At 50.5% G+C, this 15727-nt stretch carries 16 protein-coding genes and 1 pseudogene; 6 read left to right on the top strand and 11 right to left on the bottom strand.

Annotation, left to right across the window (positions count from 1 at the left end):
- Positions 1 to 266: 266 nt before the first annotated feature.
- From DRJ53_RS21865 to DRJ53_RS07090, 5 genes and pseudogenes are all read right to left on the bottom strand, one after another.
- A pseudogene (locus tag DRJ53_RS21865) lies at positions 267 to 791 on the bottom strand (PKD domain-containing protein); the annotation flags it as partial.
- Positions 792 to 1125: 334 nt separating this feature from the next.
- Complete coding sequence (locus tag DRJ53_RS07075; RefSeq protein ID WP_114234911.1) at positions 1126 to 2370, bottom strand: family 1 glycosylhydrolase; 1245 nt, start codon at positions 2368 to 2370, stop codon at positions 1126 to 1128.
- 76 nt (positions 2371 to 2446) lie between these two features.
- Positions 2447 to 3172, bottom strand: a complete 726-nt coding sequence (locus tag DRJ53_RS07080; protein WP_114234912.1) for a methyltransferase family protein — start codon at positions 3170 to 3172, stop codon at positions 2447 to 2449.
- A gap of 4 nt (positions 3173 to 3176) precedes the next feature.
- A complete protein-coding gene (gene cmoA, locus DRJ53_RS07085; protein ID WP_175580741.1) occupies positions 3177 to 3926 on the bottom strand; it encodes a carboxy-S-adenosyl-L-methionine synthase CmoA in 750 nt (249 codons plus the stop codon).
- Between the two features lie 216 nt (positions 3927 to 4142).
- Entirely contained in the window at positions 4143 to 4334 is a 192-nt protein-coding gene (locus DRJ53_RS07090) for a hypothetical protein (RefSeq protein ID WP_114234913.1), read from the bottom strand.
- A 181-nt stretch (positions 4335 to 4515) separates the two neighbouring features.
- On the opposite strand from DRJ53_RS07090, the gene DRJ53_RS07095 reads away from it, so the two are divergent.
- Both DRJ53_RS07095 and DRJ53_RS07100 read left to right on the top strand, forming a co-directional pair.
- A complete protein-coding gene (locus DRJ53_RS07095) occupies positions 4516 to 5766 on the top strand; it encodes a hypothetical protein (protein ID WP_123893416.1) in 1251 nt (416 codons plus the stop codon).
- 55 nt (positions 5767 to 5821) lie between these two features.
- On the top strand, positions 5822 to 6562 hold the full coding sequence (locus DRJ53_RS07100) for a hypothetical protein (protein ID WP_114234915.1): 741 nt from the start codon (positions 5822 to 5824) through the stop codon (positions 6560 to 6562).
- A 115-nt stretch (positions 6563 to 6677) separates the two neighbouring features.
- Here DRJ53_RS07100 and DRJ53_RS07105 read toward each other — a convergent pair whose 3' ends face one another.
- From DRJ53_RS07105 to DRJ53_RS07125, 5 genes are all read right to left on the bottom strand, one after another.
- Entirely contained in the window at positions 6678 to 9110 is a 2433-nt protein-coding gene (locus tag DRJ53_RS07105; protein WP_241558486.1) for a TonB-dependent receptor, read from the bottom strand.
- Positions 9111 to 9272: 162 nt separating this feature from the next.
- Positions 9273 to 10076 (bottom strand): hypothetical protein, encoded by an 804-nt coding sequence (locus DRJ53_RS07110; RefSeq protein WP_114234917.1) that lies wholly within the window; start codon positions 10074 to 10076, stop codon positions 9273 to 9275.
- Between the two features lie 11 nt (positions 10077 to 10087).
- Positions 10088 to 11029 (bottom strand): phosphate acyltransferase PlsX, encoded by a 942-nt coding sequence (gene plsX, locus DRJ53_RS07115; RefSeq protein WP_114234918.1) that lies wholly within the window; start codon positions 11027 to 11029, stop codon positions 10088 to 10090.
- Positions 11030 to 11105: 76 nt separating this feature from the next.
- Positions 11106 to 11300 (bottom strand): 50S ribosomal protein L32, encoded by a 195-nt coding sequence (rpmF, locus tag DRJ53_RS07120; protein ID WP_114234919.1) that lies wholly within the window; start codon positions 11298 to 11300, stop codon positions 11106 to 11108.
- 175 nt (positions 11301 to 11475) lie between these two features.
- Positions 11476 to 12027, bottom strand: a complete 552-nt coding sequence (locus DRJ53_RS07125) for a YceD family protein (protein WP_114234920.1) — start codon at positions 12025 to 12027, stop codon at positions 11476 to 11478.
- A 91-nt stretch (positions 12028 to 12118) separates the two neighbouring features.
- Between DRJ53_RS07125 and DRJ53_RS07130 the strand changes: the two genes are divergently transcribed.
- From DRJ53_RS07130 to DRJ53_RS07140, 3 genes are all read left to right on the top strand, one after another.
- On the top strand, positions 12119 to 13210 hold the full coding sequence (locus tag DRJ53_RS07130) for a DUF3810 domain-containing protein (protein WP_114234921.1): 1092 nt from the start codon (positions 12119 to 12121) through the stop codon (positions 13208 to 13210).
- Positions 13211 to 13297: 87 nt separating this feature from the next.
- Entirely contained in the window at positions 13298 to 13771 is a 474-nt protein-coding gene (locus DRJ53_RS07135; protein WP_114234922.1) for a TspO/MBR family protein, read from the top strand.
- 84 nt (positions 13772 to 13855) lie between these two features.
- Positions 13856 to 14056 carry a hypothetical protein gene (locus tag DRJ53_RS07140; protein ID WP_123893419.1) on the top strand — a complete coding sequence of 67 codons (201 nt, stop codon included), beginning with the start codon at positions 13856 to 13858 and terminating at the stop codon, positions 14054 to 14056.
- 354 nt (positions 14057 to 14410) lie between these two features.
- Here the strand turns inward: DRJ53_RS07140 and dcd are convergent, their stop codons facing one another.
- Positions 14411 to 14947 (bottom strand): dCTP deaminase, encoded by a 537-nt coding sequence (gene dcd / locus DRJ53_RS07145; protein WP_114234924.1) that lies wholly within the window; start codon positions 14945 to 14947, stop codon positions 14411 to 14413.
- A gap of 83 nt (positions 14948 to 15030) precedes the next feature.
- Here dcd and DRJ53_RS07150 point away from each other — a divergent pair, with 83 nt between their 5' ends.
- Positions 15031 to 15681: a 4'-phosphopantetheinyl transferase family protein gene (locus DRJ53_RS07150; protein ID WP_114235049.1), complete on the top strand. Its 651-nt coding sequence runs from the start codon at positions 15031 to 15033 to the stop codon at positions 15679 to 15681.
- Positions 15682 to 15727 lie beyond the last annotated feature (46 nt).

Consider the following 15727-nt stretch of genomic DNA (forward strand, 5'->3'; position numbering starts at 1 on the left):
GTAACAATAAACAATAGCTTGTAGACACCAACATTGTATGTATGATTTAATAGCGAACTAAATGTTGCTGATGAATAGTTAGTGCTTCCATCGCCCCATTGAATTTCATAGTTAGTATTTGTTGATTGAGTAGTGGAACCATTTGTAAAGTTGAATTGCGAAGGAGTTGAACTACATTGAGTAAAGTAGGGTAGTCCGTTATATAATGTAGACCCTGTCCCATTCAACTCAGTGCTTGGTGTTTGCTTAACTGCAACCTTTTTCACTATCGAATTTGTGCAACCATCGGCATTTGTCACTGATAAGCGAACATCAAATGACTGCGAACTATTTCCTGCATTTCCTCGAAAGCGATGGCTTGGGTTTGCTGCAGTTGAGGAGTTGTTATTACTTGATGCGACATCATCAAAGTTCCAGGAATAAGTAAGGTTAGAACCCGTTGAACTATTGGTAAACTTTATTGGAACTGTTGCACAAAGACCTGCCGGATCAAACGCAAAATTGGCAGTAGGATTCGCTTTTTCCGTTATATCCACCGCCTTAAGCGTGTCGCCTGAATTAACAATTACAGAATAGGAGCCAGGCTTGTCTATCGTATGGTTAGCTGCTCTTGCGGTAGGAACAGCAATTTTATCTTTCAACCACTGAAAAGTTGCCCCGGCCGGTGCACCGTCAACCGTAAGAACTAATGAGCCGCCCTGGCAAAGGTTGCCGGTGTATTTGATGGATTGGCTGAAACCTGTAAACGCAATGAATAAAAAAGCAGCAAGTAGACATAAGGTCCGCTTCATGGTGGCAGTTGGTTCTGGTTCTGAATTTGGGGCAAGGTAATAAAAGGGTTGAAAACATTATAATGGCGTATGCGCCTGAAGTCCGCTCTGGTGCCAGTTTCAACAATTTCCTTGGTACGCAAAAACGAACAGCGAACGTGAAGCGATGCCGGTTGCAATAGGAAAATGCCAGCCGCAAGTGCATGTATCCACCTGACGGTTAATCATTTACCGACACAACGATTTTGTAAGCCGCTATTCTTTGTGGGTAGTGGGTTACGGCATTTTGCACCGGCTGCAATATGTGTAAACAGCAATTTATTTTTATAAAATAATACGCAGCCTGGCGCTTGCACTAATGCCAATTGGCATCGGGTTGCTTGTTCAATCTTTTTGCAGCATCAATCACATCCTGCAGTTCCACCGGGTCGCTGAACGGGTCATCATCCAGTTCGGTTACGCGGTTTAGTTCTTTTTGCCAGCGACGCAGTTCGGCTATATAAGGATGGTAGGGTACCCGTTTCAAATCATCGCCTTCAGGCACCACATCGCACAGGCCGTTGTGCAGCCATTGCCCAGTGTGCCAGTCGGGCATGTCCACTGCCGGAAACAGGCAAATGCCGTGCAGGTCGATGCCTGACGCCACCGCGGCCAACGATTCTTCCATTACATCGCGCAGCCAGTCCACACGGCCTTCGTTCATGCCACTGGTTTCGCCGATTATCATCGGCCGGCGATACCGTTGCCACACCAGCCGCAGCAGGTCGCATAACGGTTTAATGCGGTCGTCGTGCGGCTCAAGTGCTTTGTGGGGGCCTTTTTCGCGGTATTCCATTTGCCCGAACGAATAGTTGTTGGCGCCTACAATATCCAGTATCTCCGGTGCGCCGCCCAGCTCGGGATGCACTTTTCCATACAATACATCCCATGCTAAAAAAGTATCTACAAATGTTTCGTGGTGGGCAGCGGCCTGTTGGTCGGGGCGATCCCTGGGGGCCACTACCTGCACCAGCGGATCGATGTGGATCATGCGGGCATCGGGCAGCACTTCCCGAATGGCTTTTACCCCTGCAATGGCTGCTTTGCACAACTGCAACCGGAATGCAAATCGGTCGGCCTTCGACCGGGTGTATGGTGCCACCCAGCCCCACTCGCCGCCGCAAAATGAAAAGAACGTGATTTCATTAATGGGTGTAAAAAAATAGGGGCCCGGCAGCCTTGTTGCTACATAGCTTGCCAGCGCTTTGCAATATGCGGCAAAGCGTTGTACAAATGCATCGGTAAACGGGCTCAGGTCGTCGGGGTAGCCGTAATGGCATAGGTCCCAAATGGGCAGGATCTGCTGCTCCCGCATGGCGGCAATCATTGGGTTGATGGAACTAAAATCGTACACGCCGGCTTTGTCAACATGCGGCCACGAAACACCTTCGCGGCTGACTGCAATGCCCCATTGGCGCAGCAGGTGGTAATCGGCAGCGGCGTGTTTGTCGTGGCCCGTTTCGGCCACTAAATTGCGTCGCCCCTGGTCTTTCCAAAGAAAAGAAGAACACTCAAAACCCGAAATAAAAAAGGTAGGAAAGATGCCCGGTTTCTTGACCATTTGCTGCCTGTTTATTAGTACAGGCAAAGGGCATTAATTACTGTGCCACAAGTAAAATTTGTTACCTGCGGAATGTTTACTCATCACGCATCCGCCCTGTTTTTTTCAGAAACCGCACCAGCACATACAGCACCAACAAAATGGAAATGGAAATCCATAACATGCGGTTGCGTAGGGCATCATCGCCGCCGGTCAGTGCATCGTAGTTGAACAACAAAATAAGGATGATGCCGAGCAGCCAAATGGCCTGCGTGGTGTGCTCCTTTAGTATCCATCGTTTCCATTTAAAATGCATACCCGAAAAAGTGCGGCCAATGCCGCGGAGGTCGGGTATCCAGCGATTTACGCGTTGGGTGTATGCATCATATACAGGCCCAAATTTGGCCCGTAAAAAAGCTTCTTCGGCCAGCACTATGGCCTGGTAAATAAAAAGAAACAGCGGGATAAATACGGTTAGGTATAACAGTGAGTTGCTCAATATGCCTACGCCGGCCAGCATCAATATATTACCCACGTACAGTGGGTTGCGGCAATGGTTGAAAATGCCTGAAGTAACCAGTTGCTCCGCGTATACTTTACCGCCTTTGCCGCCGCGAATGATATAAGCTAGCCCAATGGTGGCGCCCCTTATAGCTTGGCCGCTGATGGTGATGACCAACCCGATGATGATGGGCCACAGGTAATAATGCGGGCCAAAACCTTCGGCTGAAAAAATGGGTGGCGATGGAATGAACAGGGCTGCATACAATACAATGAACAACAGGTTGCGGTACCTGAAAAAAAAGTTGCCGATCGCAATCATAGGGTTATTTTTTCTGCGCAATGATGCCTGCGAAATTGTACCATTTAAAAAACACTTCGTGGTGGCCAAAGCCTGCTTCTTTCAGCATCAGCACATTTTCGGAAAGCTTGTAGGGGATGAGCACATTTTCCAGCGCTTCGCGTTTTTGCGCAATTTCCATTTCGCTGTAGTTGTGGCGGCGCTTCATGTCGTAGTAGTATTTAATGAAGTCGCGGTTGAATGAACTTTCTTCGGCCAGGATCTTTTCCACCAATATTAAAACACCGCCCGGTTGCAGTCCGTCGGCAATGGTACGCACCAGTTTTTCGCGATGCAGCGGCCGCACAAATTGCAGCGTAAGGCACAGTACTACCACCGATGCGTTGGTGATGGTGATGGGTCCGCCCAAATCGGCAGATACCAATTGGCAGGGACGCTCCATGCCAATATCGGCCAGCTTGTGGCGGCATTTTTCCAGCATCTCTGTAGAGTCATCAATGCCTACAAACGCAATGCCCTCGGCCACTGTGCTGTCCATGTTAATGAGGGTGGTGCCCGTGGAGCAACCCAGGTCGTACACATAAGTGTCGGGCTGTGCATGGTCGGCAGCTATCTCGGCTACCATGCGTTGTATTTCCTCATAAAAAGGCACGGAGCGGTTCACCATGTCATCGAACACACGGGCCACTTTTTCGCCAAACTTAAAATCAGAAACCTGCTTGATCGCAGCATTGAAGACTTCATCTTTTGCATCGCCGGCGGCCGGGTTGACCATATTCATTTGTTTGCTTATATCGTAAAACAGGGGGATTAATGAAGCCATACGAATGTATCGAAAAAGGATACAATTTGTTTTGGAAATATAAACGGGCCGCGCCGATTTTTTATAACCTGTTCAATGGGCAGATTGGTACTGTCCACTTCCACAGACATGCAACAGGCGAAGCGATGACTGCACAAGTTTCAACGACATGCCACAAACATGCTGCTATTACTCGTCGCTTTCCTCGCCGGCACCGTCCTGCCGCTGCACAGGCGTGCCCTGTTCCCGCACCACATCATCTCCGGTGTCCTGTGCACCGCGCAGCTGTCCGCCTTTCAGATCGTTGGCACCGGTGCGCTCCAGTTCCCGTTCAATGTCCTCGTTGCGCAGCATGCCGCCCTTGTTTTCTTTTGAAGCCATAGCCTTGTTTTAAAAGGTACACCCACAAAACAATGCCAGCCCTTTTTTACACCCGTCGAATGCCGCTGATAGAGCAAATAAAAATTTTGTGCTATATTATTATATATTTACAAGCTGAGCAGTAAGGTTGCTATCCGGCCTTATTGCAATTTTTTCCGAGTCATACCCTCAAATGCTGCTTATGAACGTTCAGGTACCTGCTTACCGGGTGAGGCAATGCCTCTGGGTGCTGTTACTGGTGGCCCTATTCTTCCTTGCCGGCACCAGCTTTCACCACCTTTATTTTAATAGCTTTCCTTATAACTGGCAACAAATGTTGGTCAGCCAAATGAGCCTCGCCATCGAAAACGTGGCTGCGGCCTGGTTTTCGAGCATGTTGCTGCTCATTGCAGGTTTACTGTCGCTGGGTGCATACCGATCCGATGTGCAGCAGTTTGGCGGCGGCTGGCAAAGAGTGGTCAGCGTGGGTTGGCTGTTTATGGCTGCTATTTTCCTCCTGCTTTCTTTCGACGAAATGGGATCGGTGCACGAAACCATTGGCGATACATCCGTGTTCTCCACAATCAGCAATGGCTCGGGCTGGTTTCTGTTTGAAATACTGGTAGGCCTGGTGGGGTTGCTGATGGTGGCATTTGGCTGGATGCGGCTGCGGCGGGTGCCCCTGGCGCTGGTACTATTTTTTGCTGGCGTGCTGATGTACCTGAGCAACCCGTTCCAGGAAAAACTCGAGATCGACTCGTACCGCTCTGCTGCCGACCCGCTGCTTTGGAAACGGCCGCTGGGCCTCCTGTTGCTGGAAGAAGGCTCCGAACTGGCCGGCTCTTTTTGTTTTATTGCGGCCTGTGTGGCTTACCTGAAAAAAGCAGCAAAGCAGATCGGCTATTCCGGCATCAGCATAAAGGTAAGCACACAGTGTGGTGTGGCCTGCCGCCAGCTTTGGACACTGCTGGGCGCTGGGGTGCTGGTGCTGGTGTTGTTTGGCAGCAACCAGCCGCACCAAACCGAAACCGGCATCGGGCAAAACTGGGCTCCATCGGCTGTTGCCTTTGTGCTGTTTGCAGCAGCGCTGTATTTTGGTTTCCGGTCGCAGGCCAACAGGCAGCAACAACTGTTCTTTGGTTTGGTGGCACTGGTGGCGCTTGCTATTTCGCTTGCTGCGGGTATTGATCTGCTCAATCGCGGGTTCATACAGAAGCCCCTGTTCCGGTGGGCGTTGGTGGCGGCCTGCGTGGTTGCATTTGTGCTGATGTTCCGGTTGTGGCAGCGGGCCTGGAGCCAAAGCACCAAATGGGCGCTGCTGTTGTGGCTGGCGTTTACTGCCGCCGCTATCTTTTTACCCCAACCGGCAGCTATCATTTCTTTTTACTGTGGCGTGGGCTGCCTGCTTGCAGGGCTTTCTGTTGCGTACCAGCGACAGCACTTGGCTGTATAGTATTGGCGATGTCAGTGCAACTTGATCAAATTGATCTCATTTTTAAACTGCTGAAATGCAAAGATTGTTTGCTGTTGCTGTGCTCACTTTTTTGTTTTGCGCTTGCAAAACAAATGACGACACAACGATAGTCGTAGGCAATCAGTTGATCGACGAATGGAAACGACCTGATGACAGTTTAGCATTTTACTTTCCCAGAAATAGCTTTCATCAGAAGCCGAAGCATGATAGTTTCGTTCAGAGTTGGTATGGTTCCGCACTATACAATTTCAATGAACCCATCCTACACCAAAGTAATATCAAACATGATGTTTATCGGCTGCTCTGGCTCCGCTCTTTCGAAAATCCGGTGTGCATTTCCATTGCAAAAAGTGAAGGAGTAGTTTGGTTAACTACGAAAATATTGGATAGGCAACCTCAGTTTGAAGATGATTATGCGGGTGTTTATCCTGGCATAGATCTTAGGCTATATTTTAACGAGGGATACATGGTAGACAGTTCAAGAACGGATATGCTGGTAAGAAAAGCAGACAGGTGCGCAAACATGATCTTTGATCAAACAAGAATGCTAAGCTTGAAGGAATGGAACAAGTTTGAATCTATGCTGCGCGAAATTAATTATTGGGAGATTGCTGTTTATCAAATTCCAACAATTAGTGATGGTGCAAATTGGACCATTGAAGCAAATGTCAAAGAGCATTATCATTTTGTAAGCAGGCCCGGAAGTGCCTATGAACTTGGGGAGGCGGGCAAGTACCTGATCAAATTGAGTAAATTGAAAGAAAGGGTTTACTAAAAAGCTTTACTAAGGTGCTAACATTTATAGAACGATTCAAATAAATAAAACGACGGACTGATTAAGTCCGTCGTTTTTGCTTGGTGCCTATGCGTTAGGGCTTGTAGGTATTAAATTAAAAACGATAGGCAACAGTGGCCACAAACTGCCGCGGCGGAATGGGGTTGATGCTGTAGTTTTCGTGCATGTAATAGCTGTAGGTGTTGGTCAGGTTCGACACTTTAGCCAGCACCGACATTTTTTTATAAGTATAACCGGCACTCAGGTCGATGGTAGCAAAACCATCCACTTCCATCAGCCTCGAGTAGGTTTGCGTTTGCTCTTTGGTGTTGTTCCAGCCACCAAAGCGGTTGCCCACATAGTTGGCTGTGGCGCCTAGTTTCAGGCCTTTCAGCGCAGTAGTGTGCAGGGTATAAAATGCACTGGCATTGGCGGTGTGTGCCGGCGTGTTCACCAGGCGTTCGCCTTCCACATAGTTGCCTTTTGCATTAGGCGTTTTGGTGTAGCGCATGTAGTTGTAGCTGTAGCCGGCCATCAACGACAAGCCAACCATTGGCTGCCCGGTGAGGTCCAGCTCCACGCCATCGCTGGTGGTTTGGCCGGTAAGGGCCTTGATGGCAGTGTTGTTGTTTGGCGTTACGCCATCTTTTAGGAACGGTGCGGTTTGCGATAGGTTGTTGTTGACAATGCGGTATGCCGTGATATTGGCCGAAAGGCGGCCGCCAAAGAAGTCATTCTTCACGCCCACTTCATACTGGTCAATGATCGAAGGCTTCAGCGTGTTGCCGTCCACATCCACACCGGTATTGGTGTTAAACGAATTGGCGTACGATGCAAAGATCGAAGTGGTTTCAGTGGGTTTATACACCAGGCCCAGGCGTGGCGAAAATGCCTTGTCGGTTTTGTCTTTGCCCCTGCTTTGTTTGCCTGTGAGCAGGTTGGTGGAGTCGGCGCCTTTTGTTTGCACATACGTATAACGCAGGCCAGCCAGCACATTGAATTTCGAAGAAACCTGGATCAGATCCTGCACGTACACGCCATAGCGGTTCATCGGGATATCCACCGAACGGATGCGCTCTGCAGCCGGGATATCGGTGCGGCGCACATACTTGCTGGCGTCGAGTATATTGATCGAATCGTAGATAGCGGGTTGGTTAAATGCAATGTTATTGGTGAGGTAGCGGTCGACATCGAGGCCTGCCAGGATGGTGTGTTGCAGGCGGCCGGTTTTAATTTTACCATTCAGGTTCAGCTGGCCGGTGTAATAGTCTTCTTCGGTGTAGGTTCTGCCCAAGGGCCGTTTCCAGTCGCCGTTGCGGGCTGCCTGGATGCGTTCGGTCGAATAATAATCGCGGTTGTATTTCTGGTACGACAGTGAGCCGTTCAGGGTCCATGCATCGTTCAACTCATGTTTTACCGTAGCGGTTGCAGTGGCCTGCTGTGTTTGGGCATATTGCCAGGGCGTGCCGTAAAAAGTGTTGCGCGGCACATCCGGGATCTTTGTGTTGTCCAGGGAACCAATGCCGAAATCAGGGGTAAAATTGTGTTTCAGGTAATCGCCTTCCACTACCAGTTCGGTGCGGTTGCCCAGCTTAAACAGCAGCGAAGGGTTTACATAAAAACGCTCTGAACCAACCACATCGCGGTATGATCCGGCTTTTTCATAAGTGCCGTTGATGCGGTAAGCCACCTTGCCATTGAGCGGACCGTAAATATCAAATGCGGGTTTGTACAAATCGTACGAACCTATGCGCATCGATAATTCGCCGCCGTGCCTGAACTTGGGTTGCTTGGTTACCATGTTTACTACGCCGCCGGGTGCTACCTGCCCGTACAAAATGGCGGCGCTGCCTTTGAGCACTTCCACTTTTTCCAGTGAACTCATTTCGGGCATCGAGCCGGGGTTGATGCGGGCACCGTTTTTAAACAGGTTGGTGCTGGAAAAGGAATAGCCACGTGCCGAAAAGTTTTCCTGTGTGCTGGCACGGGTGGTGGAAAGGTAAACGCCGTTTACGTTTTTGATCACATCGCTCAGGCGCTGTGCCTGCTGGTCGCGGATCACTTCGCTGCCAATTACGGCAATGCTTTGCGGCAGGTCCATGGGTGCAATGGCCACTTTGCCAATAGCCACCGGCTTTTCGTTGAGGCTTTTATACGACTGGATGATCACAGCCTGCAGCTGGCGCGAATCTTCGGTAAGCGAAAGTGAAAGTTGCACCGTTTGCGATTCTTTTACCACTACTGCCTGCTGTTTTGTTTGCAAGCCCACAAACGAAACCACGAGCACATAGTTGCCGGGTTTTACATTGCGCAACTGGAAAAAGCCCGACTCGTCGGTAATGGTGCCTTTGCCCGTGCCCTGCAGGTCAACGCTTACGCCTGCTGCGGGTTGTGTATCGGTAGTGGTAACGCGGCCTTCAATAATGCCGGCTTTTACTTCGTCGATTAAAATTTTTGGCGGTGCGCTGGTAAATGCCAATCCGTTTTCCTGAGCCCCGGCGGTTGCCAATGCCATCACCGCCGCCATCGAAAGTATATATCTCTTCACCTGTTTGGAAATTTTTTGCAAAGCACGGGCATTGCATTTTGCGGAATATGCCGGATCGGGAAAAGTGATTACGCAGAACGGAAAAACTGGCGGGGACGTTGGTGAAATGTAGGTGAGGTGTTTGTGCCTGCAACGTATCTAGTAAAGACAAAGCTGGTGCGGTTAATATTCGTTTGACCGCATCCTATCCAGCGCTTTCAACACGGCTTCAATCATCCTGGTTTGTTGCGGCCCATGCCCGTATTGTGCTTCCACATTGGTATAGCTGCGGCCCATTTTACCCCACAAAAAACCCAGCGAGCCATCGTCCTGCGCCCCATCGTTGTGTTGCAGCACGGCGTTGATGCGTTGTTCTTTTAACTGGTAAAATAGTGCGCTGTCGGTGGTGAGTACAAAATCGTCGGGGTCCATTTCCGCATTGCGGAACACATCGGCCGCTTCGTTTGCAAACGAGCCGCCTGGAAAATAAGAAAGCAAAGAGTAAGCGTTTTCGGTGTTGTTGTGCACCGCAATAAGCGGCAGCGAATCGGGGAGGAGCGAAAGCAAAGTATCGCTTAATTGCAACACTGCTTCCAGTGCTGCCGGCGTGTAGTCACCCAATAATTTCAGCGATTGCTCTGCGCCTAGTGGCGTAAACATCCGGTTCGGATCAAACTGGTGGGCCTTGCCATCGAGGCGGAAACGCACCAGCCGCTGCCGCCCGTTTTGCACCGCCAAATAAACACCACCACGCTGTTGCAGCAGCTGCTGTGCGGCTTCATTAGCGGTTTGCTCGTTGTGGTGCAGCAGCACAAAAAACGGTGCAGGTGCATCGCCATAGCGGCTTTGGTGCACCTGCACCGTATCGTTGCCCAGCGGCAGCAGTAAAGTATCCACCACCGGCTGGTACAGTTGTGCGGCAATGGGCTTGCAGCCGGCAACCGCATACACGGTTGCAATAAGCAGGCAAATGGTCCGCACCACCATAAATTTTTTGCTTAAGCCACCACTTCGGCGGCCAGTTTTTGCATCACTTCTTTTTCCACCATTTTCTCGGCCAGCAGGATCATGTTTTTAAATGCCTTGCCTTTCGAAATGCCGTGGCCGATCACTACGGGTTTGGCAATGCCCAGCACCGGTGTGCCGCCGTAGTTTTCAAAATTGAAACGCTCCAGGTATTCGTGTTGGATGTCTTTTTTCTGCGTTACTTCAAAAAGCGACTCGGCCAGTTTCAGAATAATGTTGCCGGTAAACCCGTCGCACACCATTACATCGGCTTTGTCCAGCAGCAGGTCGCGGCCTTCCACGTTGCCCACAAAGTTGATCTGCGCATTTTCTTTCAGCAGCGGGTAAGTGGCTTGTGCCAGCAGGTTGCCTTTGCCTTCTTCCTCGCCAATATTGAGCAGGGCCACCCGTGGGTTGGCGATCCCCAAAATATTTTGTGCATACACCGAACCCATCAGCGCAAACTGGTTCAGGTGCTCGGGCTTGCAGTCGGAGTTGAGGCCTACATCGAGCAGGAGGCCGGTGGCGCCGTTTTCTTTGGGAATAATGGTGGCAATAGTGGGGCGCAGCACGCCTTCCAGCGCTTTTACGCTGTAGAGTGCACCCACCAGCATGGCGCCGGTGTTGCCTGCCGAAATAAAAGCGTCCATTTTGCCGGAGGCCAGCAGGTGAAAACCAATGGCGATTGAGGATTGCTGTTTTTCTTTCAGTGCCCGGGTGGGGTGCTCGTGCATGCCTATTACCTGCGGGGCGTGCACCAGGCGGCAGGCGCCTTCGGGAAGTTGCAGGGCAGCCAGCAGGGGTGCAATCTGGGTTTCGTCGCCCAGCAGCACCAGGCGGGCCGGGTTGCCCGTTTCACTGAAATATTGTTGAATACCGCTAATTGCTTCCTGTGGGGCAAAGTCGCCGCCCATCATATCAATGCCGATTGTCATGGTATCCAGAAATAAAAAAATCCATAACCCGGCCGTTGGGCTTTTGGGTTATGGATTTTATCCAAAAAAAGTTCGTTTACGCTTTCAGCGGTGCTTTTTCGGCAACCAGTTGTCCTTTGTAGTACAATTTGCCTTCACTTACGTGGGCACGGTGGCGCACATGAATTTCACCGGTTGCGCTGTCGGTAGTAAGCGTAGCAGCCACAGCTTTGTAGTGGGTTCTGCGTTTCGCACTTCTTTGCTGCGAATGTCTGCGTTTGGGGTTTGGCATAACTCAGTAATTTAAATTGCTGATTATTTTGTTTTTATTTTTTGGTCACCGGCTTTTGTCTCTTTGTTCGTCTTCGGTTGTGTCACTCACTTCATCGTCCGGTAATGCTATTGGTCAAATGTGAATCGTAAATGGTGAATAATTGAACACACTATCAACGATCATCTGTCAACTATCAACTTTCTTCTTCGCCCAGGTTGCGGAACTGTTCCAGTCCTTTCCACACCGGGTTTTCTTTACCTTCTTCAGGCTTCATGCTGTTCAGCAGTTCGCGGGCCTGCGGGTCGCAATGCGGTCCGTCCATGGCTTCGTAAGCACAGGTCTTTTGCATCGGTATGCTCAGGTTCACAAACTCGTAGATCCAGTCTTTTACATCAATATGGCTTTCGGTGCGGCTGATGTAAAAAATGTCCGGGTCTTCTTCGCTGTCGTTGGCCTCATCGGGGTTGTCGGTCATTTTTACCGTTACGGTAAATTCATCGAACAACTGCAGGGGCAGGTTGCTGCTGCATCGGTCGCAGATCACTTCAGCCTGTCCGCCCACCTCAAAGCGCAGCAGCATAAAGGAGTTGTTTTTCTCCAGAATGAGCTTTACTTCGGCGCGGGGATTTTTAAAATCCTGCTCGTTATATTCCTCAAAGAACCGGTCATCTATCTTATAAACGAACTCGTGCAACCCCGGCTTCAGACCCACAAATGCAATCTCATATTCCCGGCGGCTGCTCATCGACTTCGATTTTTAAGGTGGGCAAAGGTAGAGAAATTATGCCAAAATGGGTTAGTTTGGGCTAATATTTTAACGCATTCCCCTGTTGAGCATGTTTCTCCGCCCATTTCTGTTGCGCAAAGTTACCCTTTTACTCGTGGTTGCCCTGCTGCTTGGGCTGTTGGCCCAAAGCCCCGCGCTGGTGGAGCGGTGGTACAGCCTTGGTTTTTACCCGCCTTTTTCAAAAGTGTTGCGCACCGGGCTGGGTTGGCTGCCCTTTAGCTTCGGCGACCTGCTGTATGCGGCAGCGGTAATTTTTCTAATCTGGAAAGCGGCGCGGCTGGTGCGCCGGTGGCGGCAGGGCGGCCCAAAGCGGCATTTGTTGCAGCGCCTGTTGGGACAAATGCTAAAAGGTGCGCTGGTAGTGTACCTCGTGTTTCAAACTTTTTGGGGGCTCAATTATAGCCGGCAGGGCATTGCCGCACAAATGGACCTGAAAGTATTGCCCTACCAGCTCCGCGACCTGGACATACTGGCGCAGCAACTGCAAACCCGCCTGGAGGAAACTGCGCCTCTCATTGACACAGCGGCCCGTACCCGCCTCGATGATAATAGTTTTTTGGAGGCACAGGGCGTGCAGGCCTATAGCGAGGTAGCGCAGCGGCTGCCTTTTCTAACCTATCAGGCACCTTCGGTAAAGCCGTCGCTGTATTCGGCGGTGGGGCATTTTGTGGGTTTTACCGGCTACTACAACCCATTTACCGGCGAAGCGCAGATCAAAACTTCAATCCCCCATTTTTTAAAACCTTTTGTAACGGCCCACGAGATGGCCCACCAATTGGGCTATGCCAAGGAAAGCGAAGCCAATTTTGTGGCCTTCCTGGCCGGCCACCAATCGTCCGACCCGCACATGCGCTATGCCGTTTATTTTGAAATGTTCCTGTATACCCTGTCCGACATACGCCAACGCGATACAGCGCAGGCCCGCCAGTACCGGCAGGCGGCGCCGCCCCGGGTGCAGCGCGACCTGCAGGCGCTTGCCCAATACCTGGAGCGCAGCCGCAACCCTGTGGAGCCCTATATGTCCTGGTTTTATGATGCCTACCTGCGCTGGAACAAACAGCCGCAGGGCAAGCTGGCTTACAACGAGGTGGTGTCGTGGCTGGTGGCTTTTGGGAAAAAGCATGGCCGCACTGCTATTTGATTTTTGCGGCTATGCGTTGGGGTTGGAACGATTAATGAGGTAGTGCAACCACTGGAACAGATTTTTGTTAACCACAAAAATGGAACAATGAAGAACTGGGTTAAATTATTGATTGCACTGGCAATGCCGCAAATTGCTGGCTTGTCCGGCGTATTGTTTACCGACACTGGCGAAAGCAGCTGGTACCAGCAGATTCAAAAACCATCCTGGAACCCACCGGGCTATATATTCGGGCCGGTGTGGACCACGCTGTATGTGCTGATGGGCATTGCTTTTTACCTGGTGTGGAAAAGCAACGCACCGGAAAAAGTAAAGCGCCCCGCCATGACCCTGTGGGTGGTGCAACTGGTGCTGAACTTTTTGTGGACGCTCATCTTTTTCGGGGCACACCAACTCGGCTGGGCACTGGTGGAGATCATTGTGCTGTGGATCGCCATCCTACTCACCATATTTGCATTTGCCCGCATCAGTAAAACGGCCGCCTGGCTGATGGTGCCGTATATTGCCTGGGTCAGTTTTGCCAGCATCCTTACCGCAACGATCTGGCATTTGAACCAGTAAGGTGCGGATGCTATTTCGTTTTGATGCATTTGTTTTGACTGTGTGTGTGGTTATTGTATTTGTTCGATAAAGGCCATGCGGGTTTTGATCCGTGTGGCTTTTTCTTTTTTCATGTTGCTCATCGAGGCTTTTGGTGTTGATGTGCGGAGCCTTGCCGTTGTCATGCTAAGCGCAGCGAAGCAGCTGAGTGTTGTAAATGTAAAATATGATGCAAAAGAGTGGGCTTACTTTTTCTTCGAAAGTGGTGCTGGTGCCGGCTCAGATCCTTCGCTTCGCTCAGGATGACAGGGCAAAAAGCATGATTGGTGGGCAAAGAGCATTGCAATCAAAGAGTATGATTTCAGCGTTGGTGTAGGACAATTATTACAATTAGAGTTTGTCATGCCGAACTTGTTTCGGCATCTCCTTGTACAATAGTAAACTCCGCGAGATGTTGGAGATGCCGAAACAAGTTCGGCATGACATTGCATAAAGGCGAAGGTTCACTCCAGGTGCATGAGCAAAGCACAATAGCGATACAGAACGTACAAGTGTGCGACGCAACGGGGGCCCAATAGCATGACAACTGCTGGCTACAAAAAAAGATTCCATCTCTTGAAGGGATGGAATCTGTAAAAATATCGTTGACGAAAACAGGCGTTAAAACTTATTCTTCCACATCATGCTTTCCACGGGGCGGTTGGGTTGGCCGCTGTATTTGGCATTTGCCTTTTGGTTGTATTTGATCTCAATTTCGCCATCCACAGGGAAGTAAATGAGCTGACCAATGGGCATGCCGGCATACACCCGCACGGGTTGCTTTACCGAAATTTCCAGCGTCCAGTTGCCGCAAAAACCAACATCGCCTTTGCCTGCTGTGGCATGTATATCAATGCCCAGGCGACCGGTAGATGACTTGCCTTCCAGAAAAGGCACATGCGCATGGGTTTCGGTGTACTCCTCGGTGACGCCGAGGTAAAAGATGTGCGGGTACAACACAAAGCCTTCTTCGGGAATTTCGAAGGTTTCGATGGTGTTATGTTTTTTGGCATCCAGGATATGTTCGCGGTAAGTGGCCAGGGTTTTGCCCAGGTGTACATCGTAGCTGTTGCTGCCCAGGCACTCGCGGCGGTATGGTTCAATCTTGATAGTTCCGGCTTCAATTTCTTCCAAAATGCGCTTATCGGAAAGGATCATGGGTGCTGTTGAATTTTATTGGTGCAAATTTGTGGCGCCCGGCGCCGCTTGTGCTGCGGGGCAAAGTAACAAAAATCAGCATCATGCCGCTTCTTTTTCAACGGACCATTAACGACGATACCTCACTGGCGGTATGGCATATTCTGGAAGATGAGGAATTTTACCGCAGTCGTGCAGTACCGCAGCGGGCTGTGAGCCACCCGCACAAGCGGCTGCAGCATCTGGCGGGCCGCTACCTGTTGCACCACCTGGCGCCGCAGTTCCCGATGGAGCTGATTCGCATTGCCGAAACCCGCAAGCCATTTTTGGAAGACGAGGCCTTTCATTTTTCCATTTCGCATTGCAGCGATTATGCCGCCGCCATTGTAAGCCGCCATAGCCGCGTGGGGGTGGACATTGAGGTGGTAACGGAGAAGGCTGTGCGCATCCGGCAAAAGTTTGCATCCAATGCGGAATGGACAGGTGTGTATGCCGCATGGGGTAGTGTGCATGTAGGCGGTGCATCTTTAGATGCGCTGGTAGCAACGTTGATCTGGAGTTGCAAGGAAGCGGTGTTTAAATGGTATGGCGCTGGCGAGGTGGATTTTAAAGAACATATCCAGATTGGACAATGTGCCGCCGACGGCGCAGGGAAAATGGTAATGCAGGTGGTGTTTCAAAAAGAGGAACCGGAAGCATTGGAAGTTCATTCGCGGTTGTTGGATGGGGTGTGGTTGAGTTATGTGGTGGGGTGATGAAAACTAGTCGATAGGTAAATGTGTTCATCAGCACATGGAAGTT

This window comes from Paracnuella aquatica (assembly GCF_003332885.2).
Taxonomy (GTDB): domain Bacteria; phylum Bacteroidota; class Bacteroidia; order Chitinophagales; family Chitinophagaceae; genus Flavisolibacter; species Flavisolibacter aquaticus.

Coding starts and splice junctions, on each gene's coding strand:
- DRJ53_RS07150 (WP_114235049.1), top strand. CDS start 15,031: ATGCCGCTTCTTTTTCAACGGACCATTAACGACGATACCTCACTGGCG.
- DRJ53_RS07080 (WP_114234912.1), bottom strand. CDS start 3,172: ATGATTGCGATCGGCAACTTTTTTTTCAGGTACCGCAACCTGTTGTTC.
- DRJ53_RS07110 (WP_114234917.1), bottom strand. CDS start 10,076: ATGGTGGTGCGGACCATTTGCCTGCTTATTGCAACCGTGTATGCGGTT.
- plsX (WP_114234918.1), bottom strand. CDS start 11,029: ATGACAATCGGCATTGATATGATGGGCGGCGACTTTGCCCCACAGGAA.
- DRJ53_RS07075 (WP_114234911.1), bottom strand. CDS start 2,370: ATGGTCAAGAAACCGGGCATCTTTCCTACCTTTTTTATTTCGGGTTTT.
- DRJ53_RS07095 (WP_123893416.1), top strand. CDS start 4,516: ATGAACGTTCAGGTACCTGCTTACCGGGTGAGGCAATGCCTCTGGGTG.
- DRJ53_RS07125 (WP_114234920.1), bottom strand. CDS start 12,027: ATGAGCAGCCGCCGGGAATATGAGATTGCATTTGTGGGTCTGAAGCCG.
- cmoA (WP_175580741.1), bottom strand. CDS start 3,926: ATGGTCAACCCGGCCGCCGGCGATGCAAAAGATGAAGTCTTCAATGCT.
- DRJ53_RS07130 (WP_114234921.1), top strand. CDS start 12,119: ATGTTTCTCCGCCCATTTCTGTTGCGCAAAGTTACCCTTTTACTCGTG.
- dcd (WP_114234924.1), bottom strand. CDS start 14,947: ATGATCCTTTCCGATAAGCGCATTTTGGAAGAAATTGAAGCCGGAACT.
- DRJ53_RS07090 (WP_114234913.1), bottom strand. CDS start 4,334: ATGGCTTCAAAAGAAAACAAGGGCGGCATGCTGCGCAACGAGGACATT.
- DRJ53_RS07135 (WP_114234922.1), top strand. CDS start 13,298: ATGAAGAACTGGGTTAAATTATTGATTGCACTGGCAATGCCGCAAATT.
- rpmF (WP_114234919.1), bottom strand. CDS start 11,300: ATGCCAAACCCCAAACGCAGACATTCGCAGCAAAGAAGTGCGAAACGC.
- DRJ53_RS07100 (WP_114234915.1), top strand. CDS start 5,822: ATGCAAAGATTGTTTGCTGTTGCTGTGCTCACTTTTTTGTTTTGCGCT.